This is a genomic window from Adhaeretor mobilis (genome assembly GCF_007741515.1).
Classification (GTDB): Bacteria; Planctomycetota; Planctomycetia; order Pirellulales; family Lacipirellulaceae; genus Adhaeretor; species Adhaeretor mobilis.
In genome coordinates this window covers 229,340-253,445 of sequence record NZ_CP036263.1, presented here as the reverse complement: position 1 = coordinate 253,445, position 24,106 = coordinate 229,340, and the positions used below count along the sequence as shown (strand labels likewise).

General features: G+C 54.1%; 17 protein-coding genes and 1 pseudogene. 6 read left to right on the top strand and 12 right to left on the bottom strand.

The annotated features are described in order from the left end of the window. Positions 1-38: 38 nt before the first annotated feature. The 3 genes from HG15A2_RS00955 to nusG form a co-directional block, all read right to left on the bottom strand. A complete protein-coding gene (locus HG15A2_RS00955) occupies positions 39-1,004 on the bottom strand; it encodes an SDR family oxidoreductase (protein ID WP_145056942.1) in 966 nt (321 codons plus the stop codon). A gap of 7 nt (positions 1,005-1,011) precedes the next feature. Next, the gene (locus HG15A2_RS00950) at positions 1,012-2,364 is read right to left on the bottom strand and encodes a nucleotide sugar dehydrogenase (protein ID WP_145056940.1); all 1,353 of its coding nucleotides are present in this window, start codon (positions 2,362-2,364) and stop codon (positions 1,012-1,014) included. A gap of 69 nt (positions 2,365-2,433) precedes the next feature. Further along, entirely contained in the window at positions 2,434-3,111 is a 678-nt protein-coding gene (gene nusG / locus HG15A2_RS00945) for a transcription termination/antitermination protein NusG (protein WP_145056939.1), read from the bottom strand. Between the two features lie 797 nt (positions 3,112-3,908). Here nusG and HG15A2_RS00940 point away from each other — a divergent pair. From HG15A2_RS00940 to HG15A2_RS00930, 4 genes are all read left to right on the top strand, one after another. Further along, positions 3,909-6,227: a polysaccharide biosynthesis tyrosine autokinase gene (locus HG15A2_RS00940; RefSeq protein ID WP_145056937.1), complete on the top strand. Its 2,319-nt coding sequence runs from the start codon at positions 3,909-3,911 to the stop codon at positions 6,225-6,227. Positions 6,228-6,280: 53 nt separating this feature from the next. Continuing rightward, positions 6,281-7,102 (top strand): tyrosine-protein phosphatase, encoded by an 822-nt coding sequence (locus HG15A2_RS23715; protein WP_218932232.1) that lies wholly within the window; start codon positions 6,281-6,283, stop codon positions 7,100-7,102. Next, positions 7,095-9,695 carry an O-antigen ligase family protein gene (locus HG15A2_RS00935; protein WP_218932231.1) on the top strand — a complete coding sequence of 867 codons (2,601 nt, stop codon included), beginning with the start codon at positions 7,095-7,097 and terminating at the stop codon, positions 9,693-9,695. Before HG15A2_RS23715 ends, HG15A2_RS00935 begins: the two co-directional genes overlap by 8 nt. A 928-nt stretch (positions 9,696-10,623) precedes the next feature. Then, the gene (locus HG15A2_RS00930; RefSeq protein ID WP_145056933.1) at positions 10,624-11,559 is read left to right on the top strand and encodes a hypothetical protein; all 936 of its coding nucleotides are present in this window, start codon (positions 10,624-10,626) and stop codon (positions 11,557-11,559) included. 118 nt (positions 11,560-11,677) lie between these two features. Here the strand turns inward: HG15A2_RS00930 and HG15A2_RS00925 are convergent, their stop codons facing one another. Together HG15A2_RS00925 and HG15A2_RS00920 are read right to left on the bottom strand one after the other, a co-directional pair. Beyond that, entirely contained in the window at positions 11,678-13,096 is a 1,419-nt protein-coding gene (locus HG15A2_RS00925) for a polysaccharide biosynthesis/export family protein (RefSeq protein WP_145056931.1), read from the bottom strand. Between the two features lie 85 nt (positions 13,097-13,181). Next, entirely contained in the window at positions 13,182-14,198 is a 1,017-nt protein-coding gene (locus tag HG15A2_RS00920; protein ID WP_145056929.1) for a hypothetical protein, read from the bottom strand. Between the two features lie 516 nt (positions 14,199-14,714). Here HG15A2_RS00920 and HG15A2_RS00915 point away from each other — a divergent pair. Then, a complete protein-coding gene (locus tag HG15A2_RS00915) occupies positions 14,715-15,731 on the top strand; it encodes a hypothetical protein (RefSeq protein WP_145056927.1) in 1,017 nt (338 codons plus the stop codon). 428 nt (positions 15,732-16,159) lie between these two features. On the opposite strand, the pseudogene HG15A2_RS24420 reads toward HG15A2_RS00915, so the two are convergent. Further along, positions 16,160-16,252, bottom strand: a pseudogene (locus HG15A2_RS24420) (hypothetical protein); the annotation flags it as partial. Between the two features lie 502 nt (positions 16,253-16,754). Continuing rightward, complete coding sequence (locus HG15A2_RS00905; RefSeq protein ID WP_145056923.1) at positions 16,755-18,092, bottom strand: purple acid phosphatase family protein; 1,338 nt, start codon at positions 18,090-18,092, stop codon at positions 16,755-16,757. 35 nt (positions 18,093-18,127) lie between these two features. Here HG15A2_RS00905 and HG15A2_RS23710 point away from each other — a divergent pair, with 35 nt between their 5' ends. Then, the gene (locus HG15A2_RS23710) at positions 18,128-18,265 is read left to right on the top strand and encodes a hypothetical protein (RefSeq protein WP_218932230.1); all 138 of its coding nucleotides are present in this window, start codon (positions 18,128-18,130) and stop codon (positions 18,263-18,265) included. On the opposite strand, the gene HG15A2_RS00900 is transcribed toward HG15A2_RS23710, so the two are convergent. From HG15A2_RS00900 to HG15A2_RS00880, 5 genes are all read right to left on the bottom strand, one after another. Beyond that, positions 18,255-19,688, bottom strand: coding sequence for a PEP-CTERM sorting domain-containing protein (locus tag HG15A2_RS00900; protein ID WP_145056921.1), 1,434 nt, complete (start codon positions 19,686-19,688; stop codon positions 18,255-18,257). The two genes, HG15A2_RS23710 and HG15A2_RS00900, sit on opposite strands and share 11 nt — an antisense overlap. Before the next feature lie 76 nt (positions 19,689-19,764). Then, positions 19,765-20,127, bottom strand: coding sequence for a hypothetical protein (locus HG15A2_RS00895; RefSeq protein WP_145056919.1), 363 nt, complete (start codon positions 20,125-20,127; stop codon positions 19,765-19,767). Between the two features lie 143 nt (positions 20,128-20,270). Beyond that, positions 20,271-21,323 carry a DUF1559 family PulG-like putative transporter gene (locus tag HG15A2_RS00890; RefSeq protein WP_218932229.1) on the bottom strand — a complete coding sequence of 351 codons (1,053 nt, stop codon included), beginning with the start codon at positions 21,321-21,323 and terminating at the stop codon, positions 20,271-20,273. Between the two features lie 73 nt (positions 21,324-21,396). Next, the gene (locus HG15A2_RS00885) at positions 21,397-22,452 is read right to left on the bottom strand and encodes a PEP-CTERM sorting domain-containing protein (protein ID WP_145056917.1); all 1,056 of its coding nucleotides are present in this window, start codon (positions 22,450-22,452) and stop codon (positions 21,397-21,399) included. A gap of 84 nt (positions 22,453-22,536) precedes the next feature. Beyond that, positions 22,537-23,757, bottom strand: a complete 1,221-nt coding sequence (locus HG15A2_RS00880) for a hypothetical protein (RefSeq protein WP_145056915.1) — start codon at positions 23,755-23,757, stop codon at positions 22,537-22,539. Between the last annotated feature and the right edge of the window lie 349 nt (positions 23,758-24,106).

Genomic DNA, 24,106 nt, shown 5'->3' with positions numbered 1-24,106 from the left:
TTACTGTCATCGTTGCTGCTGTTATCACGAGTGCGTCATCATGAGAGGGCGGGTTGGAGTGCTTTGTAGGCTTCGATGGTCAGTTCGATGCCTTGCTTGAACGGCACCTGCACTTCGTAGCCGAGAATCGATTGGGCTTTGGTAATGTCTGCGAGTGAGTCGCGTACGTCGCCGGCGCGTTCCTCCAGATGCTTGGGGGAGGCGGAAGCGCCGAGCGCTTCTCTGATGGTATCAGCCAGCTCGAGGAGTGTCAGTCTTTGGCCGCACGCGATGTTGAAAACTTTGCCGGCGCACTCATCAGAAGCGGTACAAGCCAAAAGATTGGCATGAACGACATTATCGATATAGGTGAAATCACGGGACTGTTGGCCATCGCCGTAGATGGTGGGGGACTCGTTGCGTAGGTAAGCGGTGATGAACTTGGGGATCACTGCGCTGTAGTGACTCGATGGATCTTGACGGGGCCCGAAAACGTTGAAGTAGCGGATGGCGACGGTTTGCAGGCCGTATTGCTCGAAGAAGATGCGGCACATGTGCTCGCCGGTGAGCTTTTGCAGCGCGTACGGGCTGCGCGGATTGGTGGGCATGGTCTCGACCTTGGGGAGCGTGGGTGTATCTCCGTAGGCCGAGGACGAAGCGGCGTAGGTCATTCGCTTGACGCCGGCATCGCGAGCGGCGACGAGCATGTTGGTAGTGCCCATGACGTTGACCTCGGTAGTCTCGCGAGGGAACTCAATCGACTTGGGAACCGAGGGGGTGGCCGCCTGGTGGAGCACGTAGGTGACGCCTTCGACGGCACGGGCGCAGTCCTCAGGGTTACAGATGGAACCTTCGACGATTTCAATTTTGTCTGCCCAGGGCGCTAGGTTCTCGCGCTTGCCGGTGGAGAAATCATCGATGACGCGGACCGTCTTGCCTTGGTTGACAAGATGTTCGACGAGGTTGGAGCCGATGAAGCCGGCTCCTCCGGTGACTAGGTATTCAGGGCTGGGGTATTCGGACATAAGGTAGTTAGGCTTTCCAAACCTGATTGGGCGAAGTGGTAATGTTCTTCAGGGCGTTGCGGGTGTCGACGATGAGCGGTGCCCATTGGGTGAGCTCGTTGTAGTCGATGCAATCGTGGTCTGTGCTGATCAGCACGAGGTCGTAACTTTGGAGCTGCTTCTGGGACCAATCAACTGAACGCATGCCGGTGCACGAGGGATGCTCGCGGGTTGGCTCGACGACGGGCACGTAAGGATCGTAGTAGTCGACGCTGGCACCTTTTTCGGTGAGCTTTTCCAGGAACGAGTAGCTGGGCGACTCGCGGTCGTCTCCGACGTTCTTCTTGTAAGCGAGGCCGATGACTAAGATCGAACTGCCATTGATGGATTTTTTGTGCGTGTTGAGCGCTTCGCCAATAACGCTAACCACGTGATCGGGCATGGCGGTGTTGATCTCGCCGGCGAGTTCAATGAAGCGAGTGGGGTGGCCGTACTCGCGGGCTTTCCAGGTCAGGTAGAAAGGATCGATAGGGATGCAGTGGCCGCCCAATCCTGGGCCGGGGTAGAAGGCTTGGTAGCCGAAGGGCTTTGTCTTGGCCGCTTCGATTACCTCCCAGACATCGATCCCCATGGCGTGATAGATGACCTTCAACTCGTTGACCAAGGCGATGTTCACACTGCGGTAGATATTCTCGAGCAGTTTCGTCGCTTCGGCCGCGCGGCAAGAATTGACTGGCACGACCTTGTCGACTGCTGAGGAGTAGAACTCTACAGCCTTCTCTAAGCAGGCCGGTGTGTAGCCGCCAACGACTTTGGGTATGCGACCGACGTGGCTGTTCGGGTTGCCGGGGTCTTCTCGCTCGGGAGAGAACGCCAGATGGAAATCTTCACCCGCTTTGAGGCCTGAGCCGGCTTCGAGGACTTCGCGCAGTTCGGTGTCGGTGGTCCCCGGGTAGGTGGTGGATTCCAGGACAACCAGCGTGCCGGGTTGCAAGTGAGGCGCAATGGCCTTACCTGTGGCCAGGATGTAGGAGATGTCCGGCTCACGATGCTTGGTGAGTGGAGTCGGTACACAAATGACAACGGTGTTGGCTTGCTTAACCTGTTGGAAATCGGTAGAAGCGGTGAGCAGTTCGTCTTTCGTGAGTCTTGCAATATCGTCCGAGGGAATGTGGCCGATGTAGGACTTGCCTGCGTTGATCGCGTCGATCTTCTTCTGGTCGATATCCAAGCCAAGCACGCGGTGACCACTGCGCGCGAACTGAAGGCAAAGCGGCAGGCCAACGTACCCAAGCCCAACCACAGCGGTGCACGCCTGCGAGACGGGAACCGAGGAGCTTGGTGCCAAGGAGTCGGTGCTAGTGTTTTCGTTCAAAGCCATTAACTGGGGCGGAGGGGGTAAAGGAGTTGCTGCTATTGTGGAGGAACTGGTTGCGAGTGTGGCAGCGTGCTATCTGGTAAGTTCGAATTCGCTACTATCCCTTTGCGAACGTCTGGTAGCCACGTGCTTGCCATCCCCGACTAGTCCTACAGGGAGTTCAATGACGCGTTCGGCTACTTCCTCTGATTCATCTGAGAGAGGCGATAAGAGATCGGCATGGAGCTCAACTTTGGCGCCAGCGCCCATCATTGTGACTCCGATCCAGAGTCGAGCCGGGTTGTCGGCATTGAGGACAATCCCCTCAGCCCCCTTCATGGGGCCGCCAATCACTGCTACTCGTTTACCTGTGACGAGCTGCGGATAGAGTTCGAGTTCTTTGGGTGCCGTTCGCAGCGCCAGCTCCAAGGAGGAAATCTCGCGGCTAAAAGAAGCTTGGGCAGCGGGGTCGATCTCCAGGAACCCAACAGTACGGTGCGACTTCTGCACGACTAAGCGCTCACTGTCTCCGCCTGCGAAGAACACGTACGACGTGAACATGGGATAGAGATTGCTGCGGCGCCGGCTCCCTGAATAGGTCTCGCGAAGTATCATCGGCAAAAAGTAGGGCACCTCGCCGCGGCACAGTTCCCAGGCCAGGGCTTTTTCCTGGCGGGGCTTGCAGTATGCCGCGGTCCAGCAGCCGGGAGCGTCTGCCAAAGCTGGCAGGCTCGGCAAGGTCATCGGCGGATTGTCTTTAAGGCGCAACATGAGATGTCAAATTCAGTTATGGATCGTAGGAGGAGAGCTGGAAGTGGTAGAGCTTGCGTTGCCTAACAATGAATGATGTTCACCCAACCGACACCTAGCTCAAAGCCTTCTCGGAAGAAGATGCGACTTGCCGAAAGTCGCATCTTCCTGGACTTCGTCCAGGTGGGTGCACATCCCAATTCGGAAAGTACCCCTATCTAAGGACTCTCTATTATTCCCCTGCTCGTAGACACGATACTGCCAACTGTCGATCCCAGGACCAGCAATCCGCGGATTGCGAGTCATTCGCGATCCGCCTGACTAATCAAGCGGCGAACCCGAGTGGGTCGCAGATGGCAGAAGCAATTGGCCCGATTCGTGCGTTTGAGAGCAATTTGTCAGTGTAATCTGTAGGTGGAACAACGCAAGCCATCTGCAAGCTGAGGGCTTCCAGTAATACTGGGCGTACTGTGTCGCAGCCCTGAGAGTTGAATGAGGCTCAACCGACATCCAGCATAAGCCTCCTAATCTTCATGAGCCGCAGAAACAGGACGGGGGATGTTAGCGATTAGCAAAAATCTGCATCGCCAAGCCTCCCAATACCAAGACACCCTGGTTGGCAGTAGATAGAATGGCACTCGTACCTTTTACCTGGAAGAGTGAGAGCGACAGGCTGACTTTGTACACGCTGCAAGCAAGTAGCACCATCTGCCAGCGGAGCTGGCTAGTCTCTCGTCAATGTGGCTCGCGCCGCGCGGAAAACTCATCTCTTTCTTGAAGCTCCGCTTTGATCCGCCGTCTTAGAGTAGAAAGTTTCGATGTCGTCTCTTGTTGAATATGAAGATGATTATTCGCTTGATGCAGATCCTCAGCCAAACGCTGGCAAGGGCGATGATAGCGCACTGCAAACAAACTTGCTGAGTATCGCCTGGCAAGCGCGCTGGCTGCTTTTGCTGACCGTACTCTTGGGGGTCGGGTGCGCCTGGCTTTACTTGCAACGCGTGGTACCTCGCTACACAAGTGTTTCTCGGATTTACGTCGAGCGTAGTCTGCCGCAGATTTTTGCGAGCGATGCCCAGCGGGGCACCTCTTCGAGCTACCTCTACACGCAAGCGGAGCTCATTACTTCCACGCCTGTCTTGGCAGCTGCAGCGAATGCACCAGAAAGCTCCCAGCTAGAAACCTTTCGCTCCACGGATAATCCGATCGGTTTGTTGAAAAAGAACCTCAGCGTTCAGGTAGGTAAGAACGACGACATTATCAATGTCATGATCGAACTTCCCAGTGCGGAAGATGCCGCCCAGATCGTTAACTCCGTGGTGGATGCTTACATCAGTAAATATGCTGAAGAACGTCGCACGGATACCGTGGAAGTGCTCAACATCCTTCGCAATGAAAAGCAACGCCGCGATGCTGAGCTAGAGCAGCGGATCGAAGCGCTCGAGAAATTCCGCGGGCAGAATGCCGCCCTGGCGGTGCAGGTGGGAGAGGAGAATGTCATCACGAAAAGGTTTGCCGCGTTGGCCTCGGAGCTCGATCGCGTTGAACTGGCATTGCTGGATTCCAAGGCTCGCCACAATCGTACTCAACAAATGCTCGAATCCCCCAGTTTGCGTCCCTTTCTACTGGAGCTTGCCAGCGGGCAGCAAAGCGTCGCCCAGGACATTAGCCTTGAGAACCGCTTGCAGGTTGACCTGGAAAAGCAAATCCAAGACATCCAACTACAGATCGATGCTTTGCGAGCGACTTGGGGAGACGGGCACACGCGGGTCAAGCTGGCACTACAATCTAAGGCAGCTATGGAAGAGCGACTCGCTAAGCAGCTAGAAGCGACCGAGGAGAGGAAGAAGGCCATTGTTTCTGCTTACGTTGAAACCGTTAGCCAGGAGCATCAGCTTCTCGAGCAGAAACGCGAGGAACTGCAGCGAAGCTACGATAAGCAGTTCAAACTTGCCATGCAGGTTAACTCGCAAGCTGCCAAACTAACGACATTGGAAAATTCGCTAGCGCGAACGGTGCGCGATGTCGACAGAGTGGACGAGCAAATCAAGGGAATTAACCTGACTGAGGATGTGGGCGCGATGAATGTCAGCATCATGGAGGTGGCGCGTGCATCGTCAGAACCGACTTACCCCATCCCTGCTCGGTTTCTTGCTATCGGAGCATTGCTAGGCGGGCTGACAGGTTTTGGGTTGGCTTGGTTGCGTGATCTCATGGATCACCGCCTCAAATCGATCGAAGAGATTGCCGCCACGTTACAACTGCCAGTCCTGGGCGCGTTGCCGCTCTCAGCAGGCAAGGACGACCGTCATGAGACGGGTCGAGTCGTGTTGACTCATCCTCGCTCGATGGCGGCTGAGTCGTTCCGAACACTACGGACGGCAATCCACTTCGGACTTACGCGGGACGACGCAAAAGTCATTGCTATCACATCGCCTTCTCCGGGAGATGGCAAGAGTGTCGTGGCAAGTAATCTCGCACTGACGATGGCTCAGGCCGACCAGCGCGTGCTATTGATTGATGCCGATATGCGTAAGCCCAAGCAGCACGAGGTATTTGAAATTCAGGTTGAGCACGGCTTGTCTTCGGTGTTGGCCGAACGACGACCTGCCGATGAGGTGATTCAGAGAACCGAAGTTGACACCCTCGATTTGCTTCCTTGTGGATCACGACCAACAAATCCCGTGGAACTTCTGAACAACGGGTATTTCAGCGAGTTGTTGCACGAACTTCAGCAGAAATACGACAAAATCGTGATCGATTCGCCGCCAGTTATGCCGGTTGCAGATGCCCGAGTTATCTCTGCGCAGACAGACGCTACGATTCTGGTGCTTCGTGCTGATTGTTCAACTCGGCGAATGAGCGTAGCTGCCCGAGATGAGCTCTGGCGGGTGCGTGCCCAACGAATAGGGATCGTGGTGAATGCCGTACCAGGACGGAAACAAGCAAACTACTCCCAGGGCTATGGCTATGGTTATGGCAACTACGGGCACAGCTCCGGAACCTACGGGGACCTGGCGTATGGCGAACCAGAGCCACCGGTAGATATCAGCCGACGGAAAAAAAGTCGCGCGCGATCCCAGCAGTTGCCCAGTCCTGAGGCCACTTCAGAGGCGATGGAACCCTTGGATATCTGATCAGCAGTATCTGAGAAACGAAGCGGGGCAGGGGGGCTATCAGTAGGTTGGTAATGGACGATGAAGCAAATCTTGACTGGCTCCCCGCGCAGAAAAAGCGGCTCGCAGAATTTAATGTCGAGCAGTGCGTGGATATTCACTGCCATCTCTTGCCCGGCCTCGATGATGGTCCCGCCGATATGTCTCAGGCTGTCGCCCTGGGCCAAGCGCTTGCAGAAGATGGTGTGACGACAGTCGTTACTACACCCCATCAACTTGGTCGTTATGACCGTCTCAATTCGGCAGAGCTCATCAACCAGCGAATTGCCGAGCTGGCGTCTGTGTTGGAAGCGGAGCAGGTGCCGTTGAAATTGCTGCCGGGGGGCGATATACGCATCGACGAACGGCTCACCAAACTGCTCGACAACGGCGACATCATCTCCTTGGCTAACGCTGGCGCACATTTGCTTTTAGAATTGCCGCACGAGTTGCTAGTCGATCCGCTGTCGAGCATTGAAATGCTCGTCAACCGAGGGCTACAACCCATCATCACACACCCTGAAAGGCACCTCTATCTGGCTGGTCGGGATGAATTACTACAGAGGTGGGTCGATGCCGGGGCAGTGATCCAGCTTACGGCGGGAAGCCTATTGGGAGATTTTGGCCGTAGAGCCCACCATCAAGCTTGGCAAATTTTGCAACTGGGGCTCGCGAGCTTGGTCGCCACCGATGCCCACGACGTTGTTCGGAGACCTCCCCGGCTTACCAGAGTGTTGTCCGTTCTTACCGACGAAGTGGGGGCCAGCAGATCGCGAATACTGTGTATCGACAATCCGCTGCTTGTGCTTCGCGGCAGCTCGATTGCGCACCCTCAAACGATTATCGCCGATGCCTAGACCACACATTCCTGTAGCTGGTCTGCCCAAGATGCGCCCCGCCGTCGCCTTGGAGTGGCATGCGCAAGAAAGCCGCTGGGACTGGTTTTTCCTGGTCGTCTTGGCCTGCCTGCTATTGTTCCTCCCATTTAGTTTAGGGGCTGTTGAACCGTGGAGTGAGCTGGTGGTTGTTAGTACTGCCTGCTTGCTGGTGATAGGCCTGCTTGTGCGAACATGGCTCGACAGAAGCTTTCGTGTGGCATGGAGCTGGACCTATCTACCTCTAGCGTGCGTGCTGGCACTGATTATATTCCAACTCATGCGTTTACCGAGCGGCTTGCTCGAGGCCATTTCTCCTCGCACGACGCAGCTCAGAGGAGAGTTATTGGGCCCGCTCGCCTCCTCACCACAAGCTGGGTCAAACCTCTCGCTCTACGCCTATGAGACGGCGCACGACTTACGGATGGCGCTAGTGTTCACGGCGTTATTCGTTACGACGGTGAGTGTCTTTCGCAGCTCGGAACAAATCCGTCGCGCCTTGCTGGTCGTTTTTCTCGTGGGGTGCGCCGAGGCAAGCATCGCGTTGCTGCAAATACTCTCCCTCTCAACGAGCATTCATTGGGGTTGGGTCAATCGCGGCAGCGTGGTGACCTCGGGCAGCTTTCTTAATCACAGCCATTTCTGTCAGTTCGTCAACTTGACACTAGGGGCAGGAGTAGCCCTGCTCTTAGTCCAAATGAAGCAAGACAATCGTCGTGGTCGTGGACATGCGAGCAGGCTCGTTGACCTCAAGGGGAGTCGCTACCTGCGGCCGATTACCGGAATCGTGCTTTGTGCTGTTGCAGTCTTTACCTCGATGGGTCGTAACGGCGTACTTTCGCTGCTACTAGCATCAGGGGTCGTTGGTGTTCTGCTCTTCCGGCGAGGCGTGCTGAGTGTACGTGGGTGGGCCCTCGGTATGGTGCCCTGGTGCGTAGCTCTTGTCCTGTTTCTCACTTGCTTTGACACGGTCTACGATCGATTGGCAACTTTTGAGGATCGCCAACACCTGGATACGCGGTTGGAAATGACCAGTAGCACGTTGCGGGCATGGTGGGATTTTCCGCTCTGGGGAACCGGGCTCGGCACGCATGAATACGTGTTTCCGCTCTACGATGTCAACACGACCACGAGCATGGCCGAACATGCTGACAATGACTGGGCCCAATTGCTGGAGGAGTTTGGTGTGGTGGGAGGGGTTGCTGTGTTAGCTTTTGTTCTCAGCATTTTCTATGTCGCTGGCAGGCTCATGATCTCCGGCAAGACAGCCCTCTCGACGGCGGCTTTCGGGTTATGTATTGGCTTGCTGGCGACTGCTTGGCACAGTCTCAGCGATTTTGGGCAGCACCTACCGGGAATCTTCTCGGTCACCGCTGTGGTCGCAGGTCTTGTCGTGGCCATAGCGCGCCGCGAGGCCTACAAGACAAACGCCAGAAAACCTCGCAGCAGCAGCGGCCCCAGTTTCCCCCGGCTGTCACGGGGCCTATGGAGGCTACTCGCTACAGGCTGCTTACTGCTTGTTTGTTGGTGGGCAGTAGCGGGGGCCTTCTCCTCCTACCGTGGTGCGGCCTGGAACAACATTGCCTTGGGGATCGAACGGCAAATATCGGAACGGGATTGGCAGGGCAGTGATGAGGACTACGTTGACTTGATAACTGCCACGCAGCAAGCTTCTGAGGCAGAGCCGAGGAACGTGAAGTTTGGCCACTTGCTGAATCTCTCGCGCTGGCGTTCGATTAGCCGGGTGAGAGATCCCAAGACGGGGCAAATCATGTTGGAGCCCGAGGCATTGCCTTTCGTCTCACGAATTGCCGAGGAGCTCGCTGGGTTACGATTGGCCTGTCCTGTTTACGGACCACTCTATGGACTCGAAGGCGAATTGCGATTGCTTGTCTTAGGAGAGCCGCTTGGCTCCGACCTGATCCAACAGGCGGCTCGATTAATCCCCTACGATCCACAGGCAAATTTGCTAGCCGGCCAGCTAGCCGTTCGAGAAGGTAGGGACTCAGAAGCAGTAGACTATTTGAATCGTGCCGTAGCGCTTAGTCCGACACAATTTCAACGCGTTGCCCGTTTGTATCTTGAGGAGATGCAGCGTCCCCAACTGGCTGTGGATCTTGCTGGGGACAACTACCAAAGGATGAAGCAGCTCTCCCAAATTATTGAGAACATTGAGAGTGTACGTAGTAGTCAGACAAGCAGCGTGAGCAATCGTCAGTTGATTGAGGAACTTGAGTCGCTTGCGCTTGCACGCCTGCGAGAACTAGTCTCCACAGGGGAAGCCAGTGCTAGCGAAATAGCTAATCTTGCGGTGGCCGAACTTCAAGACGAAAATCCAGATGCTGCGATCGATCTCTACCGACGCGCGTTGGGTCAGAGGTACGGGCAAGTCAGCTGGCGGCTTGCGCTGGCCCGTGTGTTAATCACTGTTGGCGACCATGAACAGGCAATCCGTGAGGCACGAATTTGCCTGCGGCTTAGCCCCGAGTTGCAAGCAGCCAGGCAAATCATTGGAGATCTCAGCGTGCTTCCGGCAGATCCCGAAAATGATGCTCGTCCAGTCAGGGAGGATTGAGATGTCCTCAAGTCTTTCGGCTTTCCGTTTTTCTAGAATATTTACGTTGAAAGACACCGCTGGGCGCTTGATTTCGCCATAAAAGCCGCTTTATGAGCTGCTTATCGTGTTTCCTCCAACGCTTGGGGGGTAGTCCAGATAGGGGCTAGGCAGCCCCAGAATAGTTGACTAACTGGGTACCTTAGGTTAACCTGACGCGAATAACCGGCCAGCTGAATGGGTAGTGACGGCTTGGTAATCTAGGTTGTATTGGTAGAGCTCAGGCTACCTGCCAGCGTTGGTATGATGCCTTTTCATGTTTGTTATTAGAGCGCCCCATTCCAAACGGCATCGTTTGGCAGGTCGCGTTCTGCAGACCACTATGAGTTGCACAATGAGATACGTTTTCAGGATCACCGCTGCTCCCCTCGTGTGCGCGGGGCTCGCTATCTTAGCTTCCGCGGCCTACGCCCAGACAGATCTCGATGCCCGTCAGGTCGCATCTAGCCAGCGAGGTTCGACCAAAGTTCAATCACGGTTGTTCAACCCATTTTCATTTTCCCAGCCAAGCCGACTAAGCGCAAATCCTTTTGGCTTGCCCACCGGGGTTAATACCTACCGAGCCAACGCCTCGACGCTTTTTGATCCGTTTAGCTCCACGCGGGTTCAGGGAACTAGTAGCTCTGATGTAGGGCAATCGCCAGCAAGTACCACTGCTACTCCCATTTCAATTACACCAATCGTCGGCGGGCAGACAACGGCACCGGTAGTCTCGGCCGCCAGCGGATTTCCTTCGGGACCGCGGCCGGTGCGAAGCCCTTACAGACCCCCACCACGCGGGCCCTTCGGGCCGTAGAGTACAAATACGTAGGGTGCCGTTAAAGTCGATTTTCTTTTCTCAGTTTCCACTAGTTAAACGTTCAGTTTTTTATCTTAAAGGGGGGGGCTAATGATCCAGACACAACTGGTTGGTTTTACCAACTCTCGCAATAGACTTGCGGGAACTATCGTTGCAGTTCTTTCGAGCTGCATTCTATTCGGCGCAGGTATCGCCAATGCTCAAGTCATCATTGATAGTGATGGGTTTGAGTCCGTAGGACTGCCTCCCACGGGTTCGGGCTACGACACCACATTCGCTCCCGGCGGAGGTTTGCCTGTTGGATCTCTCGAAGGCCAGCACGCTTCTTTGCCCGGAGATTCCACGACAGCCCCATGGCTCGCCTCACTAGGCACTGACAGCACGGCAGTCGTCCAAACCACTACCGTGAATACTGGCTCTCAGGCAATTGAAGTCCATCGCGAGACCGGCGACAGCCCGAGTTTCTGGGGAGTGCCTGTCACCGCCTGGCCAGACAGTGCCCGCTTCGTCTGCATCGAATGGGACATGTATGTTGAGGGGCCAGTCGGAACTCCTGGTCCTGACTTTGGCCCATACTTTGGTGTTGATGCCATTGACGACGCTAGTGTTACAGGATCAGACTTCGGTTTAATTGGATCGTTGGGAGTACTCGCCACGAGCGGGGATGTCGTCTACACAGACGAAACCGGCAGCTTGGCACCCACCGGATCTACCGTTGGTTTCGGTGCTTGGCATCATTTCCACATTGACTTGGATTTTGATTTGCAGGTGTACAGCGTAATTCTCGATACGGTACCTTTACTAACAGAACCATTCGTCGGTACCGTCAGCGGTGGCCTTACGCTCGAAGATTTTTCGGATGCTCCGCTGGGCACCTTCGCGGCTGGTGTTGATCTGCCCGCCACGGCATACTTCGACAACTACATCGTGTACCAGCTTAATACGAAGATCCCTGAACCAACCACGATGGCGATGGGTCTGATCGCTTTGATTTCGATGTCCTCTGTCTCAAGGCGTCGTAGGTAAGTCGGTCGAGCCATGCTCGGCATCAAAACGATTTAAAACAGAAAGCCGCCGTCGGTTGCCCGACGGCGGCTTTTTTACGTGGTGCAGGCTTCAATGATTCTGGGATTCGCAAAACCTCTTAAGGCGCGACCGCGGTCATACTACCTTGGGCGTCGGCACGATTTATGAATCGCCCAAAGAAGTTGAACTGCAGAACCTGAGTCATGTAGCGTGTGATCGCCTCGTTGGGTGCCTCTTGGAGGATCAGCACGTCTTCTGCTTGCACGAGCAAGTTCTGACGCGGATCGCGCATTGCCTCGTTCAAGTCCACACGGATGTTCACTTGCCGACCCGTGGGTAACTTGCGGACCACACTAACAAGGCTAGGGGAAGGATTGCCTACGCCCGATCCAACTATTGCCCCGCTTAAGTTGCTAGAATTGACACCACCATTGATCAGTGGCCCGCGAGCCCGAAGGACTGCTTCAACGACTGTAATATCGTGGTGGAATGGCAAGACATTTTCGGCCGATGGGATAAGTCCGCCGGTATAGTAGTACTCAGGATCGCGACCGCGTACGATCACGATGTCACCACTATTGAGCACCACATCCTCGGGGCCGAACGACAGACTTTCGCCACAACGGGTGCGCAATGGGATACGGGTGATGCGGCGCTCTGCGCCATCTCCAGTGGGATTGCGACCCGTCAGATCGGCTTCGGTCGGGTATTGGCAGTCGGAGGCTGTGGGGTCTAGGTAGGCGTCCCAGTAGCCGCGTTGGATAATGATCTCTTGCGTTGAGTCAATTCCCGGTATGCCACCTATGCGCGCCAGTGCGTTGAGTACATCATTCTGACCGGCAGGTAACTCCAATATCTTCCCAACGGCGGTTCGCCCACCGCCAATCGAAGCGCTCGTCCCACCAAGCGCTAGTGGCGATGAGCTTTGCAGCGAAACCGAAGGCTGGCTGGAGTCCGATCGTATTACCAAGACTTGAACGTAGCGTGGTCGGAAGAGCGAAACCAATATGCGTTTATCCTCGACGCGCAGAATATCCTTTTCACGATAAGCATCGACGACTTTTTCCTCAGCCTGTTCGATAGTGATACTCTCTTCTAAGGCGGGCTTCGCGACTTTTACTTTTCCAACGTACGGAAGCGAGATCGTTCCATCATCACGAATCGGGAATGGGTAGCCGATCGATGGAGGTTCCTCAGTCGAGTCAGGAATGTTCACCGGGGGCGGTGTCTCTTCGTTGCCGAGAATACCTTCGATGTAGATTCCGAGCGTATCCCCTGACTCCAAGAAGTACTCTTTCGGTGGAGCCTGACGAAGCAACGTAAGTGGAATGGGCTCAAACCCCTCCTTAGATTCTGCCAGCAGCTCTTCCGGCAAGATTCTTGCCGGAATACCATTGGCGACAGGGTTCGTAAGCGCAGCGCAACCACTAGAGAGCAAGCATACCACTAGGCTCAGCACCATATTGCCATGGAGTTGCCGGGTGGCTCGTGACCACGCGACTAGTGAATGGGGCAGCAGTGACGAAAGGTTGCTCATGGCATTTTGTTATCTGTTTTTTGGCAGTCTGAGTTCCAGACCTACACTCGGTCGTTGACTAATACGTCCCTGGCAAATGAGTGCGTTACGGATTGGGTTTCGAAGCAGCCCGCACGGCCGCTGAGAATGCGGCAACACCTTGTTGCCTCTTCGAAGCTTCGCGGATGGGAACTGTAAACTTGGCTTGTCGAATTCGGTTCGGCCGAAGTGAATCAAGATCAGCTGCTCGTGCATCGAAGAGCTCGTCGACATCCGGATCAGGTTCAGGCGAATTAGATTCAGGGATCGAAGGGGAATCTGATCTTGCTGGAGGAATTGATTTCGGAGAGCTGCCACCGGGTACTGGCATCTCTTCCTCAGAAGAAGAATCGCCTAAGGGTAGTGTAGGAGCAACTCCTTCGGAACTCTCACTCGACTCGAGCTGACCTGGAAGCAGAAATTCCGGATTTTGATGCGTCGGATTCTGATGCTCTGGAACGGGCGGAGAGAACGAGTCGATGGAGCGAGGCGGCCCATCCCAGCAGTTTTCTTGCGGTCCAAGAAATGCCGAAGCAGGTACTAGGGCCTGTTCCCGGTACCCCTCGTTGTGCGCCACCTGCGAGCCACTCCGGAAACCTGCAAACCAATCGGTAGCTTCGGCGCTACCGCCGGAACTACGCACGCCTACATTCCAGTACTTCCGAGGTGGAATTGCTGGTGGCTCACCAGAACCGCCGGCATAGACGTAATCGACAAAACCGTCCTTGAAACCGGTCTCGTAAGCGTCCGAAACACCCGCCCCACAAGCCGATCCGCCATGATCAGCCCAGGCTTGCTCAGCCCAGGATCGATAAACTTTGACGCTCCTCTTTCGATCACTCCGCCATGAATACGCACTCGGCTCATTCAGAACAGTTCGTTTGGCGTACTGGCAAACCATGCAGCCAGAGAGCGGGAGGAGCATGAGTAAGCTAAGTAGGGAAACTCTCGCTATCGAATGCCTAATCGTGTCGGAAGCTCGGAGAGCTAGCTGCTCGAATGCGATTCCCGTTGGCGCAGCCCTTGCGCTGTCATCCTCACAAGTTGGGAATTCTTGCTCCAGGTATTCGGTTATTTTGGCCATAGGGAAGGGATCTGGCGAACTTTTCGATGGGCTAAAATTGGTAGTCAGCGCTCGGCAGGCGAGTTTAGTTCGCCTCCATAAATACAGGTCCCCCAGGAAACCACCATGGTGTACGCCCCACTAACGTGGGCGCAGAACCCGCCATAACCTTGCTTATCGGTAACCGAGACCTTAACGATTAGCTGGACTTTAACGGCAAGGTGGCTTTCCGCGGTCCCGGTGCTTAATAGAATGATTGCTTGAGCTGCATCACTGAACCTAACCCATTATGACAAAACAACTTACGAATCTTTCTGAGCGACTTGCGTGCTAATCGGAATTCGATGGTCGCGATTATTTGCAGATTCTCAATCTGGCCGTTAAAATAGCTTCTCAATGCCAGCCTGAGCGCATCGTCTACGGAAATCGCCGTACTGCTGCGGCATCGCCTGCTAGCAAGCTTCTAGATCACAGCAGGTCGCTAACCAAGGATGCGCCCGTGCCCCGGCCGGACAGGCCCAACCCTCGAATCCAACTATGATTACTGCTTGTTCGCGGCTCCGGCCACAATTGCCACGGCACTTTCTCGCTGGCGTTTGCGCATTGCTTACGTTGCCCTCCGCATCTCAAGCCACGACCACCATCGTGGACTCGGGCGGATTTGAGTCGAGCGCTGGGTATACCATTGCCCCCAACTCCGACGCATTAGAAGGCCAGCAAGGGTGGGTCACCACGCAGAATAATGCAGGGAGTGCCACGGTCCAAAACACGGTGTTCCATCCCAACGATGGAACACAAGCCGTGGAAGTCGTTCGAGGTGCCCTCAGCGACGACCGCTGGGCAGTTCCTGTGGGGCCTTTGACCATTCCCAATGATCGCTTGGTTCTTGTCGACTGGGATATGGCGGTACCCGCTACGGGAGCACCCAGTGGCACCGGCCCATTTTTCGGTGTCGAGACGTACGACGCGACAAGCGGATTCAATGTCCTCGGCACATTGGGCGTCGATGGCACAACCGGCGATGTGATGTATCAGGCCCAATCCACGGGAGTTCTCACCGAAGCTGGGATGACGGTTTTTTCCGGTCAATGGCATCACTTTCAGATCCGGTTGGATTTTGGTCAAAATCAATACCAAGCCCTCTTAGACAATACAGCACTCGTGAGCACGGGGTTTGTCGATGGCCCTTCCAATCAATTCACAGACGCCGACATCGCTGCTCTGGCGGCGGCTTTTGACGGAAATTCTCAGAACCAAACCGGCACGGCATATTTCGACAACTTTCTTGTGAGAGGTGTTTCCCGCGCAGACTTCGACATTGACGAAGACGTAGACGGTGTCGATCTATCGATCTGGCAAACCGCCTACGGTGTGTCCGGAGCGGCCGACGCCAACCTCGACGGGAACTCCGACGGCGCAGATTTCTTGATCTGGCAGCGCGAATACGTTAACACCCCTGCACCTCTCGTGTCGGCAACCAATGCCGTACCAGAGCCCAGTGGTCTTGCGCTAGTTCTGCTTGCGGCACTGTGCAGCAAAGTGCGCATTCGCTAGATCTTCGTGTGGTCCGAGGCAGTGATCGTAAATGTTATTAGTAGCGATTGCTAATCCGGCGCTCACGGTACTTTGGCCCGCTACTACCCGTAGGCTACCGCATCATGACTTCACATGACGCTGTAGACTGCAAACTTTTTTCGCTTACCTTTCAAGAATATGTGGCCTAGCGATTTGGTAGTGTCCGTCAACCTGCGCACATTCATTTTTAGGGTATTCCCTTGCTGGTAGGTCCGCCCTCAACTGCTTCGGGTTGCTTCATCGCCTCCTGCTGCTCTCGCTCTTTCTGCTGATCTTTCAGGCGGCTCATGTCCAGGTACTTCCGTGTGCCCCCTTCGCACCTGCATTGTGACGCAGCGGGCCGCGACCAGCACACGGGTCCGCCTGCGTATCTCACGCATAGTCCGCTCCAGCGGATTGTTCGTGCGAATACGCAACCAGTGCTTGCGTGGGTAAGCCATGTAGCTCAACGTCTCGCTCGCTCTTTCCTCAACGCACTTGGCGGCCTTGGCCAGCTTCATCCCGTGTAACTTCCCCACGACCTCAGCAGCGTTCTTCTACGCTACCTCGCGGTCTTCTTGGGCATGGATCGCCAAGATGCGAAACGAATTGGGTATTCCTAGGATTCCCCGCGGATTGCACTTGGTCAGCTATCCACTGAGTTTGTTGAGTAAAGAGTTCTGCATTGTTAATGTCGTTGATAGTATTTCTGCGTGTTGGGCCATGCGACTAGAGTAAATGAATGGTTTGCTCGCGCGAGCAGTGTGCTGATTAACACAATCCCGATTGCTGTGATAAGAACCAAGAGACCTAGCGATCCTTGGTCTTTGCTTGGCACGTTCTCAACTCCTACAGAGCATTGTCATGATAGAATGACGAACAAATAAATGGTTAGTGACGTGTTGCTAAATTACCTGCGCCGAACGCGTTAGCATCAAGTGACCGGTTGTTAGGTCAACCTCAAGGCACCCAAGACTAGCGCCTTCGGCTCACTATTCAAGATTGAAATCTTAAGATACGTTCTTAGCGACGGATTTCGTCCACGTGAGGAAATTGCTCAGTCAGGACGTTGTTGCCGTTGGCGTCTTTCTTGAGCTTGAACGCATCGTAGAGCTCGCCGGTTGCCAATCTCGCCTCGTAGCGAAGCTGGTTCGGCTGGACATGGATAACTTGGAATAACTGCCCACCTGATGCGACTCGACTGACCTCCCACGTTTCTTGGAGGGAATACATCTTGGGCCCACTGACGCTGACCACGTAAACCGTATTGCTCTTCGTCTTGCGGATTCCTTCTGGCAAGTTGATAGGGCCCCCAAGTCCAGACCGCGCATAAGCGTGATCGTGACCCTGCAAGACCAAATCGACATGGTTATGCTCGAGTATCTCACGCCATGCGTCGCGAAGCGTTGGGTTGTCGCGATCCTTAGCAGCGGAAAAGATCGGGTGATGGAAAGTTACAAATGTCCATTTTGGCCGTTGCGGATCTTTCAAGACCGCTTCCAACCAGGATTTCTGCTGCTCAATTTTTTCGTTCGAATTGAGAGAAATAATCCGCGCACCTTGATAGTCGATCCAATAGGCTGTTTCTTCCAGTCCGGGCGGGCCATTCTTTGGGAAGGCGAACTGGGGACGCCAATGACGTGAAAGACCATTTTGGTACTCGTGGTTGCCAGGACAAGCGATGACAGGAATCATGCCATTCAGCCAGCCTCCCGCTCCAAACCACTCGCCCCAATCAGCATCTTGATTGGCTCGATTGACCAGATCTCCAGCGTGCAGCATAAAGGCCGCTCGCGGAGCATGTTGATTCGCTTCTCGTACGACACGTGACCACCACGACCTCACCTCATTCTGGGCATCGCCGAAATAGACAAAGGTAAACGGATCGTTGGAACGGCTAGCTGTGCGAAACTGAAACCATTCACTAAAGTGCTCGCCGTCTCCCACTCGGTAGGCGTACATGGTCTCTGGGCTCAGCCCACGTAGTTGAGCCGAGTGCATGAGGCACGCCCCTAGGTCAGACTGAAAGTCCTGAGTGACACCTGTGACCCGTCCTAATCCTGGAATCTCCGACCGAAGATCACCGAGCAGATCATCTGCACACGTGTACTCGACGACTGGTTTGCCGACACTCTGATCGGTACGCCAAGTGATATCGATGGAGTTCGTAGGCTGGTCGCTCCAGGTGAGGACTACCCGATCTGGCAAGGGAGTGGGGCGATACTGCTCTACCTGCGAGAAGCTTGCAGGTTTCGAATCACCGTCATGGGCTTCACTATCATGGGCAACTATCACAGCCTGATTGCCGATGAGGGATAGCAGCAAAGCTATCGAGAAACGCAACAGCTTGTTAAACGTCATACTCTTTGTCCAATTTCCCAAATAGGATTGTCTTAATGACCAGCTCAGCAAATTTCGGTGGACTGATTCTCACAACCGATCTGCCACACTCCGCGTATGCGGCTCGACTGCCTCGCCGGGCCACAGTGCGCACCAGAATCACCGTGGCCATGAAAGGCGTTCCTAACACATAGAACGCACAGAGCGCTTCTTCATCGCCAAGCCCATTAGGAGGCATGAGAGAAGTACAGTTGTCGATGGCTCGGGAACTTGTACGAGGAATACTTGCGAAGCCGTTGGTGGAATGAAGCTTCGTGAGAAAGACAAGCTGAATGCGCTTCCGTCAGCAAGAACTCCAGCCAAGTCGCCAGCAATGGTCCCCAACTTACCCGTGGCCTCATCAAACGCTCCAGCGCCGAGAACAGCATTGAGGTCTTCTACCGGTGTGCCGTTAAACGTGAGGTCACTGCCAAAGACTGTGAGAATGCTCTCTGATTCCAAGGTAACTAAACTATCACCAAAGTCCCCGCCCCGCAAATTGATTTCGCCGGCGAGTTCGGCGAAGATGCTGAGCGAGTCGGCCTCGCCACTGAGAATATTCAGTTCGCCTCCGCCAAACACTGTGGCACTGATGTCCTTGGCTGTGATTTCGCCCAAGTTGACGGTGCCATTGGTGCTGGTCTCGACCACGAGATTTCCGAAGTCCACGTTGGAGAGATTTACTTTGCCGTTGAGTGCGGCTGAGAAAGCCGCTGTCGGTGCCATGTCTTCAGTCGTACCTGCGATCTCGGCACCGTCAAAGTTGAGCGTGCCTCCCAGCGTAGCCAGGGCCAAGCCTCCGTCGTCGACACCAGTTTCACCAAAGATGCCGCCAGTTACGTTGATCGTGCCTTGTTCGGCGGTTAGAGCTGCTCCATCGCTGAAAATCCGAACGTAGTCGCCACCGGAAATATTGATCGTTGAATTCCCAGCCGCTGTGACATCTTCGTCGAAGAGTCCGCCCATTAGATGCACCACACCGCTATCACCGGCATCCACATCGTCGTTAACAAAGACATCATGAACAGTCACGATGGCATCGCCTTCGGCAACCAAGTCATCGTTGATCGATCCGCCGTTGATCGTGGCAGTGGCTGCACCACCAATGCCAAACACTTCGACCTCTCCTCCCAAGAAACTCGCCGTCGCATTGCCTTCAATAAAGACTTCTCCGCCTACAGACGCGTTACTGTTGATTTGCAGCTCGCTATTGCCATCGGCAGATATATCTCCGGAAATATCGCTTGAACCAGTAAGATTAGCAATCGAATTACCAGTCATCGTGATACCGCCTTGAGCGATACCGCCGGAGAAATTCAGGACGGATTGCTCCGAGAGTCCCACACTTCGACCATCACCGTTAACGCCAATGTCGGCTCCGTCCATGATGTTGAGCACAGTGGACGTGGCTCCAGCTCCATTGGAGACATCGAGGTCTTCCGAGGGCGTGCTGATATTGTTCAATCCGCCGTTGTTGATCATCACAGTCGCTTGCGCATCGCTGACGAATGCTAGATTGAGCGCGATCGAAACCATTGCAACTAGAGAGTAGATGAAACGTGAAGGTTGTGTACTCATTGGACTAACTTTCTTTCAATAGGAGCTAAGAACAAGCTGCTTCTTGCGGAATTCTAAAAAAACGTCCTGTCTTTATTCAATCACTTAAGGTACGTGTCCAACCAGTTCTCTTGTCGATATTGACTACTAACTCTTCAGTACCGTTTTGAGGGATGGTAAGCGGAGGAGTCTGTGGACTGTGGTAAATCACAATCGTTTCCTGTGGTAGCCCCTTCTCCTTGGGAAGCGTTGGATGCAATTTGTCTGCGTCTAATTCAGTTCGATAGATGACTCTGTAGGTGCCTGGCTTGGCCCCTAGGTCTCCTTCTGTATGCAGTGCGAAATCACCTTGCTCAAACACCAGGGATACGGATCTTTCGCCTTTCCCGACCGGCATCAGCATGATCGTTCCTGCAGAAACTGCCTCACCCTCGAATTTCACCTTGCCTTGTGCAGGCACTAGGTCCTGGCTCCCACATCCGCTTAACACGACTAGGCCGCACAGAAAGACACAATATAAATCGTATTGCCTACAAGCCCGAACCATTGTGTTACACCAGTCCATTCTCTGGCCGGTCACGGCCTTCTCGTGGTGAATTGCTATCAAAACTCCCCCAAAACTACGTTGCCATCGTTTCGTTGTCCGAGGTTCTCATAGATGTCGTCATCAATGTCATCTTGCAGGAAGTGAACGGAACCATCGCAGTAGGCAAAAAATGCTCCACTGGTATGCCAGCTGAATGCGCAGTCATCGTCGGTCGGACCGGAGGGCTGATTCGTGATGTCCACCCCCGGCTGCGTTCCGTACCAAAGGTTATCGAGTGTCTTGGGAGCCACATTGCAATTGATATTCTCTCCACTCCGTGGCCGCGTTTTGAAGAGCGTGTGCTCTTCACTTAGAATGCCACCTGCCCATGCTGGCCAGTACACGACGCCCTCGCTTCCCTGTTGCCGCGTCTTAATGTAGTAGGAGGACTCACCAATCATGATGGTATTGCTGAGCCCGTCTTCGACGTTACCAGGGCGAATCGTGTTGAGAGTACCACTATCACCGGAGTAGGCACGCGCTTGGTCGCAAAGGCTGTGGAAAATGCCCTGGTCAGCGAATCCGATACTGCCTTTGTAGTCACTAGTGGCATAGCCATCTGCTGCCATGTTGATACTGCCTTCTGCATGATCAGGTAGCACGGAGGATGGACAGCGGAAAGAGGGAAGTACTGTGTCCCCTCCACGCCAAACTTCGATCCCTAAAATGGCTGGACCAAACTGGAGCATATTGGGAAATGGAAATGGATCGCCTGGCTTCATGCCCAAGCCGCTCGAATCAAAAAACTTGTCGTAAAGCGGCTGCTGTTCAAGGTAGGGCAGAATCCAAGGAACCCAACCCACTCCCATTTGACAAAACCCAGCCTCAATCTCTCCACCAGTCAACTTAGGATCGATATTGGAGGAGAGCTTTCCCCCTGTCACACCAGTCGGATAGACGCCCTTAACATCTGTGTACCCGATGACAGCTAGAGCATCCTGCTTAAGATTGTTTTGGCAGTGAGCACGTCGGGCAGCCTCTCTGGCAGCCTGGACCGCGGGGAGCAAAAGGCCAATTAACACACCGATAATCGCAATCACTACAAGCAGTTCTACTAGTGTAAATCCCATTCGTTTCATACTTCGAACCGTCATTGCTTATAATTCCTTCTCGAGGTTTGGCTTATCACGAATACAACATGCACTATCGTTGTCGGCGATTCGCGGAGAATATTAGTGATGCCGATAGGACTAAAATGATGGAGGTTGGTTCAGGAACAGCAGTAGTTGTTGGAGCAAGCGATGCACTGCCTTCAAACTGACGTTGCCAGCTAAGAAAACCGCTCCCATTCAAATCGCTTCCGTATCGAGCTTGCCAACCATCGGTCGGACCATTGAGGTCGTCACTGTCGACATTGCCATCGTTGTCAAAGTCAGCCGAGGTTGCCGCAGCGGCGAAGAGTACACCACCTGCGATGGTTCCGATCCCTTCTGCCGTGAAGTCAAGTGATAGGTCGGTCTCGTCGTTGAGTAACGCTGGATCGATAGGACTGCCTAACGCCAACGAGCCACCATTGGCCGTCAGAGTTGTTGAGCTGAACAAATTGCCCTCAGCTAGACGATTGACAGCACCCGTAGCTGATGTCCAAGCGGTATCGGCACTTGCCAATGGAGACCAGCCCACCGTGTCGAGCACGCCTGCGGTCGAAGTGACTAGATAGCTGTCGATATTGACATTGAAACTAGACTGATTTTCCAGTGAGGCATTGCCCGTAACTGGATCGACTACTAGTACGATAGTGTTGCGAGCGCTGAACTCCACATCACCAATGCGAGCAGAACTTTCGTCTGCGAGCGTGTAGCTGAAGTCGAGATTCCTAAGCGCTGGTTCGGCTGCGCCAAAGGTCACCGGCGAAAATGCAGTGTAGGGATTTCCGATAGAAGCACTTTCTCCGCCAGCTATGGCGAGCGATCCAAACAGGTTGACTTCACCCAATCGATCGCCTCCGGAGGCAGTATTGGTCCATCCGGTAACAGAGTTACCGGCAAGACTACTCCAAGCCCCAGGGTTCAACACGGGCGAACCAGCAGAGGTGACATAGTATCCGTCCAGGTCTACTGCCGTCGTCGCATCGTTACGGAGTGACGCTGCTCCGGTGAAGGGGTTGATGACGAGCGAAAACTCTTCATCAGCAATCGAGTGTTGCTGCAAAGCAACTCCCGTTACAAAAGTTAAAGCAACTAATAGTTTGATACGCATCGCTGAGGTTCCTCAAGTTGGCTGACTATTCTTGTTCGATAAACTCTGAAATAGGTCATCAAAGAGCTGCGAAACTGGAAGTGACTAGCTGTTCGATCGACGGCGAGGAGCTACAAGCCCTGCCATCGCGAAGATAGCCAACACACAAGAGGTCGGTTCTGGTACTCCTGCGGCCGAGATGGCGGCCTGCAAACCGGCAGCTCCCCCAGGGAAGTTTTCCTTGAAGAATTTGAAATCTTCCAAGTCGATCTTGCGATTAAAGTCGAAGTCGCCGGCCGAACCAGTAACCAAGGGTCCATCAAGTTCGGATCCAAGCAAGTCAACGAACAAGTTAAAATCAGTCACGTCGATATCGCTGTCTTTGTCGATATCAAGTGGTCCGGCACTACCATCGTCGAAGATGATCGTCAACGCGGGACGAAATAGACCTGCATCCATGCCCTCGAACTCGGCTTCAGGAATTTCATCTGACTCAGACGACAGTATGTCCCAACCATCGCCAGTGTCGTTGGTAATTGCCCAGCCAAAGTTCTGCTGCAGTGCTTGCGTGCCTGGTACTCCTGTGTTCGTATCAGCAATCCAGTCACGAACAGCTTCAGTGACGTCAAAGCGGAAGAACGACACATCAATCGCACGATCGAGATCCTCAGGTGAGCCATCCCATGCATCTCCGAATATGTCTGCCGAATCAATGTCTGCACCGTAGACCAAACTGGATGCTACCGGACCATCGTTGGGATCCACTACGACAACCTCACCAGGACCGAAGCGACTCGGACTATCTTGGAAATCTGGAGTCGTTGCGGCTTCAACGCCATCACGACTAATTGGATCGCCATCGAGAAGTCCGAATTCGTCAGGAATCAGATCGCCACCCAGCGAAGCCCACGTGTCTTCCTCATCCCAGAACGCGCCAGTGCTTGTGTCTGGGCCAACAACGCGACTGAAATCAATGTTCGCATCGGACTCTGAAGGGCTCGTCTTCCAAAGTCTAAATTCGGCGAAGAGAATTTGACCGCGACCTAACTCATCGGGCACTAATCCGCCGTTGCTGACCAGCAGATTGTCAAAACGAATAGCTCCTTGCGTTTGAAAGCCGCCGTCGAATTGATCAATGGACAACTCAATGTTCTCGAATTGAGGTGTTGTTGGAGCAGCAGCACGGAATTCCGTGTCGATCGTTCCTTCATACTTTCCACCGCCGGGCACATCAGTGACACCGTCTTGAAACAAGGCTACACCTTGGCCGAAACTGGGAGACGCACTTAGGACTGCAATCATTAGTACTGCGAGATTTCGTGACATGGTGCTCTTTTCCTACGAAGTTAGTTGACAGACAAAAAGGTACTTGGCCGTACGGAGGCTGCTCTGCTTGTGTGCCTAATTGAATGCATCCATGTTGGCAACCAATGAACCTCCTGTGAAGTTTCAGTGAGTTCTCGAAACCTAGGTAGACTTCTGAATTTAGTTCGCTAGAACAAGCTCACACACGTTCGCTAGAAAACTAATTCTGATTCGAGACAAGTGATTTTCTTGGGAACAATGATCCAACTAATTGCGCGAGACAAGAGAGTGTTCGCGTCGGAATTGGCATTAACTTTTAAGCCGTAAGGAGCCCCACCGTGCGTAAGTGTTTATTCGTTGCAGTGTGCTT

Excerpts from the sequence above, each read along its gene's own strand:
- HG15A2_RS00955 (WP_145056942.1), bottom strand. The coding sequence starts at position 1,004 with ATGTCCGAATACCCCAGCCCTGAATACCTAGTCACCGGAGGAGCCGGC.
- HG15A2_RS00950 (WP_145056940.1), bottom strand. The coding sequence starts at position 2,364 with ATGGCTTTGAACGAAAACACTAGCACCGACTCCTTGGCACCAAGCTCC.
- nusG (WP_145056939.1), bottom strand. The coding sequence starts at position 3,111 with ATGTTGCGCCTTAAAGACAATCCGCCGATGACCTTGCCGAGCCTGCCA.
- HG15A2_RS00940 (WP_145056937.1), top strand. The coding sequence starts at position 3,909 with ATGTCGTCTCTTGTTGAATATGAAGATGATTATTCGCTTGATGCAGAT.
- HG15A2_RS23715 (WP_218932232.1), top strand. The coding sequence starts at position 6,281 with ATGGACGATGAAGCAAATCTTGACTGGCTCCCCGCGCAGAAAAAGCGG.
- HG15A2_RS00935 (WP_218932231.1), top strand. The coding sequence starts at position 7,095 with ATGCCTAGACCACACATTCCTGTAGCTGGTCTGCCCAAGATGCGCCCC.
- HG15A2_RS00930 (WP_145056933.1), top strand. The coding sequence starts at position 10,624 with ATGATCCAGACACAACTGGTTGGTTTTACCAACTCTCGCAATAGACTT.
- HG15A2_RS00925 (WP_145056931.1), bottom strand. The coding sequence starts at position 13,096 with ATGAGCAACCTTTCGTCACTGCTGCCCCATTCACTAGTCGCGTGGTCA.
- HG15A2_RS00920 (WP_145056929.1), bottom strand. The coding sequence starts at position 14,198 with ATGGCCAAAATAACCGAATACCTGGAGCAAGAATTCCCAACTTGTGAG.
- HG15A2_RS00915 (WP_145056927.1), top strand. The coding sequence starts at position 14,715 with ATGATTACTGCTTGTTCGCGGCTCCGGCCACAATTGCCACGGCACTTT.
- HG15A2_RS00905 (WP_145056923.1), bottom strand. The coding sequence starts at position 18,092 with ATGACGTTTAACAAGCTGTTGCGTTTCTCGATAGCTTTGCTGCTATCC.
- HG15A2_RS23710 (WP_218932230.1), top strand. The coding sequence starts at position 18,128 with ATGACCAGCTCAGCAAATTTCGGTGGACTGATTCTCACAACCGATCTG.
- HG15A2_RS00900 (WP_145056921.1), bottom strand. The coding sequence starts at position 19,688 with ATGAGTACACAACCTTCACGTTTCATCTACTCTCTAGTTGCAATGGTT.
- HG15A2_RS00890 (WP_218932229.1), bottom strand. The coding sequence starts at position 21,323 with ATGGGATTTACACTAGTAGAACTGCTTGTAGTGATTGCGATTATCGGT.
- HG15A2_RS00885 (WP_145056917.1), bottom strand. The coding sequence starts at position 22,452 with ATGCGTATCAAACTATTAGTTGCTTTAACTTTTGTAACGGGAGTTGCT.
- HG15A2_RS00880 (WP_145056915.1), bottom strand. The coding sequence starts at position 23,757 with ATGTCACGAAATCTCGCAGTACTAATGATTGCAGTCCTAAGTGCGTCT.